General features: G+C 72.3%; 8 protein-coding genes. 1 reads left to right on the top strand and 7 read right to left on the bottom strand.

Going from position 1 to position 10,781, the window contains the following annotated elements; all coding sequences use genetic code 11:
- The 6 genes from ACIHAD_RS18225 to ACIHAD_RS18200 form a co-directional block, all read right to left on the bottom strand.
- Entirely contained in the window at nucleotides 1-1,677 is a 1,677-nt protein-coding gene (locus tag ACIHAD_RS18225) for a tetratricopeptide repeat protein (RefSeq protein WP_397355634.1), read from the bottom strand.
- Nucleotides 1,678-1,930: 253 nt separating this feature from the next.
- Nucleotides 1,931-3,106 carry a signal recognition particle-docking protein FtsY gene (gene ftsY / locus ACIHAD_RS18220; RefSeq protein WP_397355633.1) on the bottom strand — a complete coding sequence of 392 codons (1,176 nt, stop codon included), beginning with the start codon at nucleotides 3,104-3,106 and terminating at the stop codon, nucleotides 1,931-1,933.
- A gap of 67 nt (nucleotides 3,107-3,173) precedes the next feature.
- Nucleotides 3,174-6,875: a chromosome segregation protein SMC gene (smc, locus tag ACIHAD_RS18215; protein WP_397355632.1), complete on the bottom strand. Its 3,702-nt coding sequence runs from the start codon at nucleotides 6,873-6,875 to the stop codon at nucleotides 3,174-3,176.
- 165 nt (nucleotides 6,876-7,040) lie between these two features.
- Nucleotides 7,041-7,235 (bottom strand): hypothetical protein, encoded by a 195-nt coding sequence (locus ACIHAD_RS18210; protein WP_397355631.1) that lies wholly within the window; start codon nucleotides 7,233-7,235, stop codon nucleotides 7,041-7,043.
- A gap of 190 nt (nucleotides 7,236-7,425) precedes the next feature.
- Complete coding sequence (locus ACIHAD_RS18205; protein WP_397355630.1) at nucleotides 7,426-7,734, bottom strand: acylphosphatase; 309 nt, start codon at nucleotides 7,732-7,734, stop codon at nucleotides 7,426-7,428.
- A complete protein-coding gene (locus ACIHAD_RS18200) occupies nucleotides 7,731-8,633 on the bottom strand; it encodes a LysR family transcriptional regulator (protein ID WP_397355629.1) in 903 nt (300 codons plus the stop codon). The genes ACIHAD_RS18205 and ACIHAD_RS18200 overlap by 4 nt, the downstream gene beginning before the upstream one ends.
- A 93-nt stretch (nucleotides 8,634-8,726) precedes the next feature.
- Here ACIHAD_RS18200 and ACIHAD_RS18195 point away from each other — a divergent pair, with 93 nt between their 5' ends.
- Nucleotides 8,727-9,881, top strand: coding sequence for an MFS transporter (locus ACIHAD_RS18195; RefSeq protein ID WP_397355628.1), 1,155 nt, complete (start codon nucleotides 8,727-8,729; stop codon nucleotides 9,879-9,881).
- On the opposite strand, the gene mutM is transcribed toward ACIHAD_RS18195, so the two are convergent.
- Nucleotides 9,829-10,674: a bifunctional DNA-formamidopyrimidine glycosylase/DNA-(apurinic or apyrimidinic site) lyase gene (gene mutM / locus ACIHAD_RS18190; protein WP_397355627.1), complete on the bottom strand. Its 846-nt coding sequence runs from the start codon at nucleotides 10,672-10,674 to the stop codon at nucleotides 9,829-9,831. The genes ACIHAD_RS18195 and mutM overlap by 53 nt on opposite strands.
- Nucleotides 10,675-10,781: the final 107 nt, after the last annotated feature.

The following is a 10,781-nucleotide window of genomic DNA, read 5'->3' as shown; positions in this document are numbered from 1 at the left end:
TCAGACCTCGGCCAGCGCCCGCCCGACGTCCTGGTCGTCCGGGGCCAGCTCGGCGGCTCTGAGCAGGTCCTGTCTGGCCTCCTTCGCCCTTCCCAGCTCCCGGTAGACCATCGCCCGGTTGAACAGCAGTTCGGCCGTCTCCGTCAGCTTCAGCGCGCGGGTCAGGTCGGACAGCGCGCCGTCGTGGTCGCCGCGCTCGAAGGCGGCCACGGCCCGGTTCCCCCACGCGGCGGCCAGGTCGGGGTCGATCTCCAGCGCGGTGTCGAAGGCCGTGTACGCCTCCGGGTAGCGGCCCTGGGCCGTCTCCACCTGGCCGAGCACGCACAACAGGTGGGCGTCGCGCGGCCGGAGCGCGAGGCCGCGCTCCACGTCCCGTCTGGCCCGCTCGTACTCGCCGTGGAGGGCGAGGAGGCCGCATCTGTTGACGTACGCGGGGGCGAAGTCGGGGTCGAGCTCCAGCGTGCGGTCGAGGTCGGCGCGGGCGCCTTCCAGGTCGCCGGCCGCGAACCGCAGCTCCGAGCGGTTGTAGTACGCCTCGGGGAAGGGCGGGCTGAGCCGCATGACGGCCTCGTAGTCGGCCAGGGCCTCGGCCGGTCTGCCCAGCTTGTTCAGCAGGTTTCCCCGGTCGAGGTAGTAGTCCGGATAGCCGGGATCGGCGTCGATCGCCGCGGTGTAGTCCACCAGCGCCTCCTCGTACCGGCCGGCCTGGGCCAGCAGCTGGGCCCTGTTGGCGCGCAGCACGAGCCGGTGCACCGGGTGCTCACCCGACAGGTGCTCGTCGGCCAGGGCGATGGCCTGCTCGACCAGCCGGAGCGCGGCGTCGGCGCGGCCGGCGCGCAGCTCGACCAGCGCCTTGCCGTTGAGGTCGAAGCCGAGGTGGAAGGCCCGTTCGCGGGGGTCGGGCAGCAACGACGTGATCGTGACGGCCTCGTTGATCCAGGCCATCGCCTCGCCGGGGTCGCGGCGGGCGGGGTCGTGGTGGCGTACCAGGATCATGGCGGTGGCGTAGGCGATCGTGGCCCGGTGCTTGGGGTCGGTGCTGACGCGCCGGGCCCGGTCGTAGAGCGCGCGGGCCTCCTCCTCTCGTTCCACGGCCTCCATGGCCGCGGCGACGCGCTGCACGAGGGTCCGCCACCCTTCGGGGTCGTCCTCGTACGCCATGCCGCGCAGCGCCTCCGTCCCCGACTCCGCCATCGCGTGGTGGAAGCCCTCGTCGCGGTAGCGGTCGAAGTCCGCGCACAACGGGCCCTCGCCGGGCGAGGACGGGCCCTCCTCGACGCGCAGCAGCCCCGGGTCGATCCGGCGGCGCAGCACCTCGACCAGCTCGGCGTCGGTGTGGTCGGCCTCGCCCAGGTTCGACACGACGAGCGTGAGCGGCCCCGTGACGGTCAGCAGCCCACGGACGAACTCGGCCAGCCCGTTGGCGATCCTGAGGCTGCGGCGCGCCCCCGGGATGAGGATGCGCTGCGCCCTCGGCAGGTCGTCGGCCAGCGAGCGCCTGCGTACGGGGACGAGCGGCCGCAGGCGTGGCGCCGCGACCCGCAGCTCCACGTCGTGCGCGGCGACCAGGTCGGGCCGCCGGTCGAGCGCCTCGGGGACCAGCAGGTCGAGCAGCGCGGCGGCCATCGTGTAGGGCCCGGCGGCCCGGCGGTCCGCGTCCAGGGCGATCGTCCTCACGACCGCCCCCTTCCCAACGGTCGGCGTTCCCGGGTGGAAACGCCGACCCAGAGACAGGTCAAACGCCGTGTCGCGGTGAGGCGAGCGTGGAGGGCCTGACAGTCCCGGGACGATGAACGACGATCTTCTTCATGGGCATCCCTTAGGTGATCGCGGATAACCCGAACATGTCAGCACAAAGCTAACTAACGACTCAAGACTTTTCTGGTAATGGCCATTTCGGTATGAATTAGGACATGGCCGTAAAAAGGGGCTAGTCGCCCAGGATCGCGTCCACGAACACCTCGGGGTCGAAGGGCGCCAGGTCGTCGGGGCCCTCGCCGAGCCCCACCAGCTTGACCGGCACGCCCAGCTCGCGCTGCACGGAGATCACGATGCCGCCCTTGGCGGTGCCGTCGAGCTTGGTGAGCGCGATGCCGGTGATGTTCACCACCTCGGCGAACACCTGGGCCTGGCGCATGCCGTTCTGGCCGGTGGTGGCGTCGAGCACGAGCAGCACCTCGTCGACCGTGGCCTTCTTCTCGATGACCCGCTTGACCTTGCCCAGCTCGTCCATCAGGCCGGTCTTGGTGTGCAGGCGGCCCGCGGTGTCGACGATGACGACGTCGACCTTGTCCTCGATGCCCTTGGCCGTGGCGTCGAAGGCCACCGAGGCCGGGTCGCCGCCCTCCGGCCCGCGCACCGTCTCGGCGCCGACCCGCTCGCCCCACGTCTGGAGCTGGTCGGCCGCCGCCGCGCGGAAGGTGTCCGCCGCGCCGAGCACGACCTTCTTGCCGTCGCCGATGAGCGAGCGGGCGAGCTTGCCCGTGGTGGTGGTCTTGCCCGTGCCGTTGACGCCGACGACGAGGACCACGGCGGGCCGCTCGCCGTGCTTCTGCACGTGCAGGCCACGGTCGAGGTCGGGGTTGACCTGGGTCAGGAGCTGCTCGCGCAGCAGGGCCCTGACCTCCTGAGGCGTACGGCTGCCCAGCACCTTGACCTTGGTGCGCAGCTCCTCGACCATCACGCGGGTCGGGGCCACGCCCACGTCGGCGGTGATCAGGCTCTCCTCGATCTCGTCCCAGACATCGTCGTCGAGCCGGTCGCGGGACAGCAGCTCCAGCAGGCCGCGGCCAAGGGCGCTCTGCGAACGCGCCAGGCGCGAGCGCAGCCGCACCATCCGCCCCGCGGACGGCGGCGGCACCTCGACCTCGGGCGCGATGACCATCGGCTCGGCCGGCGCGACCGGCGGCGGCACCGTGGTGACCGCGCCGTCGACCTCCTCGACCGGGCCGGCCGGCCGCTTCTCCTCCTCGGGAAGCGGCGGCGCCTGCGGCGGCGGCACGGGGGGCGCCGCCTTGCCACCCGGCCTGAACAGCAGGAAGAGGCCGCCGGCCGCCAGCAGGGCGACGACGACCACGATCACTATGACGCCGAGGTAACCATCCACAAGATGTCAGTTTTCCAGATCGACCGGCATGGTCATGCCCAAGGCACACGGATGATGACAGGCCGGATCAGGCGGATTCGCGCTCCCGCAACCGCTGGCTGACCACCTGCGTCACACCGTCGCCGCGCATCGACACGCCGTAGAGGGCGTCGGCGATCTCCATCGTGCGCTTGTTGTGGGTGATGACGATGAGCTGGGAACTCTGCCGCAATTCCTCGAACAAGGTGAGCAGGCGCTGGGTGTTGGTGTCGTCGAGGGCGGCCTCGACCTCGTCCATCACGTAGAAGGGCGAGGGCCGGGCCTTGAAGATGGAGATCAGGAACGCCACCGCGGTCAGCGAGCGCTCGCCGCCCGACAGCAGGGACAGCCGCTTGACCTTCTTGCCCGGCGGCCTGGCCTCGACCTCGATGCCCGTGGTGAGCATGTCGGTGGGGTCGGTGAGCACGAGCCGCCCGTCGCCGCCCGGGAAGACCCGGGTGAAGATCTGCTCGAACTCGCGGGCGACGTCCTCGTACGCCGAGGCGAACATCTGCTCGACCCGGTCGTCGACCTCCTTGACCACGGTCATCAGGTCACGGCGGGTCTTCTTGAGGTCTTCGAGCTGCGAGGTCAGGAAGGCGTGGCGCTCCTCCAGCGCGGCGAACTCCTCCAGCGCCAGCGGGTTGACCTTGCCGAGCTGGGTCATCTGCCGTTCGGCGGCCCTGGCCCGCTTCTCCTGCTCCTCGCGCACGTACGGGACGGGCGGATCGCCGGGGACGGGGGCGCCGGGGCCGTACTCGGAGACCAGCGTCTCGACGTCGACGCCGAACTCCTCCATCGCCCGCTCCTGGAGCTGCTCCAGCCGCAGGCGCTGCTCGGTGCGGGCCATCTCGCTGCCGTGGGCGCGGTTGACCAGCTTGTCGAGCTCCTGGCCCAGTTCGCGCACGCGCACGCGCACCTGCTTGAGCTCGGCGTCGACGGCGACGCGGGCGAGGTCGGCGTCGTCGCGCTCGCGGGAGGCGAGCTGGATCGAGGAGGCTAGCCCCCTGAGCACCTGCCTGGCGCCCTTGCTGACCGCCTCGGCGAGCACGGCCTGCCGCCTGCGCCTGGCCCGCTGAGCGGCGGCCTGGGCGCGTTCCTGGCGCTCACGCTGGGCGGCCCGCAGCAGGCCGTCGGCGCGGCCCTCGATGCCCTTGACGCGCTCCTCGGCGGTGCGCACCTGCAGCCGGGTGTCCATCTCGCGCTGCCGGACGGCCTCGCACGTGAGGGCCAGCTCGTCACGCAGGTCGGTGGTGGGCTCGGTCTCCAGCTCCTGGGCGTATTCGGCCTCGGCCAGCCGGATCTCCAGCTCGGCCAGCTCCTCCAGCCCCTCGGTACGGGCGTCCTGGGCCGCGGTGACGCTGCGGGCCAGGCGTTCGGCCTCGGCGTGGGCGGCGTGCGCGGCGGCCTCCAGCTGGGCCAGCCGCCTGGCCGCCGCCGCGTTGCGCTGGTCGGCCTCCCGCTGGCGGGCCCTGACCTGGTCGAGGACGCCCTGCGCGGCGCTCACGCCGGCCTGGGCGGTGGTGACCGCGCTCTGGGCCTCGTTGACGTGCGCCTGGGCCGCCTCGACGGCCGTCTGGGCCGCCTGCTCGGCCTCGATCGCCTGGTCGAGCGCCTCGGCCGTCGCCTCCGCCCTGGACTCGGCCTCCCGCAGGTCGTGGACGGCCTCGTCGAGCGCCGCCCGCACTTGGAGGACGGAGGTGCCGCCGGCGGACCCGCCACTGGCCAGATGGGCCCCGAGCACGTCGCCGCCCTCGGTCACCACGCGCAGGCCGGGACGCCGCCCCACCAGCTCGCGGGCCGCTTCGAGGTCGCCGACCACCACGACCCCCGCCAGCACGTGGTCGAGCGCGGGCCTCAGCTCGTCGGGCACGACGACCAGATCGGCGGCCCACCGCCCGCCCGGCGGCGCCTCGGGCCGCGATCGCGCAACCTGGGAGTGATCGGCGGTGTCCGAAACCCCGGCCTCGGCCACCAGCAGCGTGACCTGCCCCGCGTCGGTGCCGCGCAGCAGATCGAGCGCCTCGACGGCGCTGTCGAGCGTCTTGACGGTGACGGACTCGGCGACCGGGCCGAGCACGGCGGCGACGGCCAGCTCCGCGCCCGGCGTGACGTGCATGGAGGCGGCCAGCGGGCCGAGCACCCCGGCCAGGTCGGCGTCGAGGAGCGCGGCGCCGCCGTCGCCCTTGGCCAGGCCCAGCTCCAGGGCGTCGCGGCGGGCCTGGAGCGCGGCCACCGAGCGCTGGGCCTCCTGGTCGGCGGCGCGGGCCGTGGTGACGCCCGCCTTGGCGACCTGGAGGGCGGCACGCGGCCCGTCGAGCCCGGCCTTGGCCTCGTCTGCGGCCACGCGGGCCTCGTCGGCGGCGGCCCTGGCCTCCTCGACCACGGCCTGCGCGGTGGCCAGCTCCTCGGCGAGCGCCGGATCGGCCGCGGGCTCCTCCTCCTGCTGGGTCTCCAGGTCGGTCAGGGCCTGCCGCTCGCGCTCGGCGGCGTCGGCCACGGCCTTCTCCAGCCGCCCGATCTCCTCCTCGGCCGCCCGCGCCCTGCTGCGTACGGAGCCGACCTGCCCGCGCAGCCTGGCCAGGCCCTCGCGGCGGTCGGCGGCGGCCCGCGCGGCCATCGCCAGGCGCTGCTCCTCCGCGCTCAGCTCGGCCTCGGCCGCGGCCCGCCGCTGGACGGCCTCCTCCAGCAGCTCCTGGGCGTGCTCGAGCTCGGCTCCCAGCATGTGCTCCTGCTCGCGCACCTCGCCCGCCTCGCGTTCGAGGTCTTCGGGGTCGCGGCCGCGGCGTTCGATGGCGGCGGCGTCGAGGGCGTGGCGGTGGCGCTCGGCGGCGAGCTGTTCGAGGCCGGTGATGCGCTCGCGCAGCGAGGAGAGCCTGAAGAAGGTCTCCTGGGCGGCGCTCAGCCGCGGCTGGGCCTCGGCCTCGGCGGCCTCCAGGGCGGCCTCGCGCTGCTGGCCCTCGGCCAGCTCGGTCTCGACCTGGTGGCGCCTGGCCATGACGGCGGCCTCGTCGGCGGCCTCGCGTTCGAGCGTGGCGCGCAGGATGCCCAGGTCGTCGGCGAGCAGCCGCAGCCGGGCGTCACGCAGGTCGGCCTGGATGACGGCGGCCTTGCGGGCGATCTCCGCCTGGCGGCCGAGCGGCTTGAGCTGGCGGCGCAGCTCGGTGGCGAGGTCTTGGACCCGGGTGAGGTTGGCCTGCATGGCGTCGAGCTTGCGCAGCGCCTTTTCCTTGCGCTTGCGGTGTTTGAGCACGCCCGCGGCCTCTTCGATGAAGGCGCGGCGGTCTTCGGGGCCGGCGTGCAGCACGGCGTCGAGCTGGCCCTGGCCGACGATGACGTGCATCTCGCGGCCGATGCCCGAGTCGGACAGCAGCTCCTGGATGTCGAGCAGGCGGCAGGTGTCGCCGTTGATGGCGTATTCGCTCTGCCCCGACCGGAACATCAGCCGGCTGATCGTGACCTCGGTGTAGTCGATCGGCAGCGCGCCGTCGGAGTTGTCGATGGTCAGCGTCACCTCGGCGCGGCCCAGGGGCGGCCTGGAGGAGGTGCCGGCGAAGATGACGTCCTCCATCTTGCCGCCGCGCAGCGACTTGGCGCTGTGCTCGCCCATGACCCAGGCCAGGGCGTCGACGACGTTGGACTTGCCCGAGCCGTTGGGGCCGACGACGCACGTGATGCCCGGTTCGAGACGCAGGGCGGTCGCCGAGGCGAAGGACTTGAAGCCGCGCAGGGTGAGGGTCTTCAGGTACAAACGCCGACCCCCTGTCTCCCCGCCCTCCGGCTGAACGGGCTTCGGAAAAGCCTACTGGTCCCGGCCGCCCGTCGTGGGCATGTCGATGACCAGCGCTTTTTCACCAGGGAAAATAACAAGGGACGCCTCTTCGAGACGTCCCTGGGTCTTGCGCTCCGATCACTCTCAGGTGAGTGCCGGCTCGCGCTCCTGCAAGCGACTGAGCGCTTCGTCGCGGGTCTGCGCCGCAAGAGCGTCGTTCGTGGCCTGAAGTCGGATGAGTTCTGCCTCCAGATCCCGGATACGCTGCTGCAAGCGGCGCATCTCCGAGACCATCCGAGGGTCAGGACCGCCGACGTGGCCGAATAGAGCCTTCGCCATGGTAAAGGGTCCTCCACGCTGAGTGACCAGACTGGTTCGCGCACTTCTATTCCGCGGGAGGGGTGCGCGTGGTACTTAACAAGAGTCGCACCGGCAGTGTGGGCGGTCAAGTCGATCCAACCGCAACGCCCTACTGATAGGCACTCCCGACATACAACTATACCCTATTTGGGCCGTTTAGCAAAAGCGACTACCGCTCTACAAAACCGGCCAAACTACCTCGGGCTTCACTCCATCGTTCCACCACTCCATCGACCCTTCCCGGCGTGTCGCAACCTTTGAGCAGCTCCAACAGCTTGACGCACGCCTCCCTCGGCCCCTCGGCGACGACCTCGACCCGGCCGTCGTCGGTGTTCCGCGCCCAGCCGGTCAGGCCGAGCTCCAACGCCCTTGCGCGCGTCCACCACCGGAAGCCCACTCCCTGGACCCTCCCCCGCACCCAGGCGGTTACTCGGACGTTTTCCGAAGCTTTATCGCCATTACTCTTCGTATCCGTCATGCCGCCACCGTCTCATGCCGCCGTACGACTTCCATGGCCAACTCGTTGAAGGCCAGGATCGCGGCCGTACGTCCGGCCCGCAGCCAGGCCAGGCCCAGGATCGACGGAGGCAGGCCGGTGACCGGCACGAACGCGATGTCGGGCCGGCGATGGTGGTCGGCGCTCGGCTTGCAGAAGAGCATGCCGCCGCGGTTCAGCGCGACCTGCGTCAGGCCCTCCTGGGTGGTGGCCACCGAGCCGGCCCGCGCGATTCGCCGCCCCGAAGGGGTGAGGGTGGGGGCGATGTGCTCCTGCCAGCGGCGCGGGGCGGGGTCGTCGAGGCCGAACAGGGCGACCGAGGCCAGCTCCTCGGCGTCCACGCCGGCGCGGGCGGCCAGCGGATGGCGTACCGACAGCCCCAGCTCGACCGGGCAGTGGTTCAGCTCCGCGCCGCCCTCCAGGTCGGGCTCTTCGAGGGGCAGCAGCGTGAACGTCAGATCCACCCGCCCCTCGCGCAGCTTGCTGAACGGGTCGGAGAGCGGCACCTCCACCAGCTCGACCATGCAGCCCGGATACCGGCGCTCGAACGCCGCCACGCTCCCGGTGACGATCTCGGTCGGCGTGGCCAGGAACCCCACCCGCAGCAGGCCCGCCACCTCCCGGGCCGAGGCCGTCGCCCGCGACACGGCCGCCGCCATGCCGTCGTAGGCGGGCCGCAGGTCGGCCAGGAACCGCCGGCCAAGCGGCGTCAGGCGCACCCGCCTGCTGGTGCGGTCGAACAGCCGGCCGCCGATCCGGGTCTCCAGCGCGCCGATGAGCTGGCTCACCCTGCCGGGCGACAGATACAGGCGCTCGGCCGTACGCGCGAAGTGCAGCTCCTCGCTCAGCACGACGAAGCACTCCAGTTCCCTGAACTCCATGCCACTCCCCGGACGCGATCACTTAGCCTGCCTAAAGCAAGGCTTCGAGCTTCGTCATTGTTCCGCCCCCCGCCGATGACCAGGCTGAACGGCATGACGACTCTTGAGACCTCCACCGTCGCGCGGGCCCGCTGGCTCGCCGTGCTGTCCGTCGCGGTGGGCACCTTCACCATCGTGACCAGCGAGATGTTGCCCGTCGGCCTGCTGACCTCGATCGCCTCCGCCTTGGGGGTGTCCGACGGCACGGCCGGGCTGATGGTGTCGCTGCCGGGGCTGGTCGCCGCCGTCTCGGCGCCTGTGCTGGCCCTGGCCACCCGGCGGCTGGACCGGCGCGTCCCCTTGCTCGGCCTGATGGCGTTGCTCGCGGTGGCCAACCTGGCGGCGGCGTTCGCGACGAGCTTCCCCGTCATGCTGGGCGCGCGGGTGCTGACCGGGATCAGCATCGGCGGGTTCTGGGCGTTCGCGGCCGGGCTCGGCCTGCGCCTGGTGCCCGAGCGTTCGGTGGGCCGGGCCACGTCGGTCATCCTGGGCGGCGTGGCGGTGGCCTCGGTGCTCGGCGTGCCCGCGGCCACGCTCATCGCCTCGGCGGCGGGGTGGCGCACGTCGTTCGGGGTCATGGGCGGGCTGGCGCTGGTGCTGCTCGGGCTGCTCGCCGCCGTGCTGCCGCCCATGCCGGGCGAGGACGCCGCCGGCGGCTCGCGCGCGCCGCTGCCGGGCGCGCTGAGGGTCGTGCTGGCGGCGACCGTGCTGATCATCACCGGGCACTTCGCGGCCTACACCTACGTCCGGCCGTTCCTGGAGCAGGTCTCCGACGCCGGTCCCGGGCTCGTCAGCGTCGCCCTTTTGGTGTACGGCGCCGCCGGCGTCGTCGGCAACTTCGTCGCGGGCGCCAGGGCGGCCAGGAACCCCAAGCCGGTGCTGATCGTCCTGGCCCTGCTCATCGCCGTGTCCACGGCGGCGCTGGCACTGGTCGGGCTGCCGCTGGTCATGCTCGTCGTGTGGGGACTCGGCTACGGCGGCGTCGGCGTGGCACTACAGCTGTGGATCATGCGCTCGGGCGGGGGCGAGCTGGGCACCGCGCTGTTCGTGGGCGCGTTCAACGTCTCGATCGCGCTCGGCTCGTTCGCCGGCGGCCGGGTGGTGGACGGCGTGTCGATCTCGTCGGTGATGTGGCTGGGCGCCGCGCTGGCCCTGCTCACCGCGGCTTTCGCTGGCATTTGGGGCAGGAGTACGACGACCGGTTCATGAACGCCTCCCGCCTGATGGGCGTTCCGCAGCGGGAGCACGGCAGGTCGCGGCGGCCGTAGACCTCCAGGGAACGGTCGAAGTAGCCGCTCTCGCCGTTGACGTTGACGTAGAGGCTGTCGAAGGAGGTGCCGCCCTGCCGGAGGGCGGCGCCCATGACCATGCGGACCCCGGCCAGCAGTTCGGCGACCTTCGGACGGGTCAGCGTCTCGGTGGGACGCGCCCAGTGCAGCCGGGCGATCCACAACGCCTCGTCGGCGTAGATGTTGCCGACGCCGCTGATCAGCGACTGGTCCAGCAGCGCCCGCTTGATCTCGGTGCGTCTGGCCCTGAGCCTGCGGGTGAACTCCGCCTCGTCGAACGACTCCTCGAACGGGTCGGGCGCGATGTGCGCGATCGGCGCGGGCACACCGCCGACGAGCGGGGTCAGCATGACGTGGCCGAACGTGCGCTGGTCGACGAAGCGCAGGTCGGGGCCGCCGTCCTCGAAGCGGAGGCGTACGCGCAGGTGCTTCTCGGGCGGCGTCTGGGGATCGACGACGAGCAACTGGCCGCTCATGCCCAGATGGGCCAGGAGGGCCTCCTCGGCGCCCGACAGGGGCAGCCACAGGTATTTGCCGCGCCGCTCGGCCGACAGGACCGTACGGCCCTTCAGGCGGGCGGCGAACTCGTCGGCCCCCGGCAGGTGCCGCCTGATCGCGCGCGGGTGCAGCACCTCCGCGGCGGCGATCTCGCGGCCGACGACCCATTGCGCGAGGCCGCGCCTGACGACCTCGACCTCCGGCAGCTCAGGCACCGTGCACCACCCGTTCTCTCGACTCCGCGCCCTCGACGCCCCCGACGCCCGGACCGGCTGGGCGCGCGGGGACCGGCGGGCGTGGACCCCCAGGCACAACGCCGGGC

The sequence above is a fragment of the Nonomuraea sp. NPDC052265 genome (assembly GCF_044547985.1).
Lineage (GTDB): Bacteria > Actinomycetota > Actinomycetes > Streptosporangiales > Streptosporangiaceae > Nonomuraea.
This window is presented reverse-complemented; position numbering and strand designations above follow the sequence as displayed.

Bases quoted from the DNA above. Each gene is read 5' to 3' on its own strand.
- ACIHAD_RS18210 (WP_397355631.1), bottom strand. From the start codon at position 7,235: ATGGCGAAGGCTCTATTCGGCCACGTCGGCGGTCCTGACCCTCGGATG.
- ACIHAD_RS18205 (WP_397355630.1), bottom strand. From the start codon at position 7,734: ATGACGGATACGAAGAGTAATGGCGATAAAGCTTCGGAAAACGTCCGA.
- ACIHAD_RS18200 (WP_397355629.1), bottom strand. From the start codon at position 8,633: ATGGAGTTCAGGGAACTGGAGTGCTTCGTCGTGCTGAGCGAGGAGCTG.
- ACIHAD_RS18195 (WP_397355628.1), top strand. From the start codon at position 8,727: ATGACGACTCTTGAGACCTCCACCGTCGCGCGGGCCCGCTGGCTCGCC.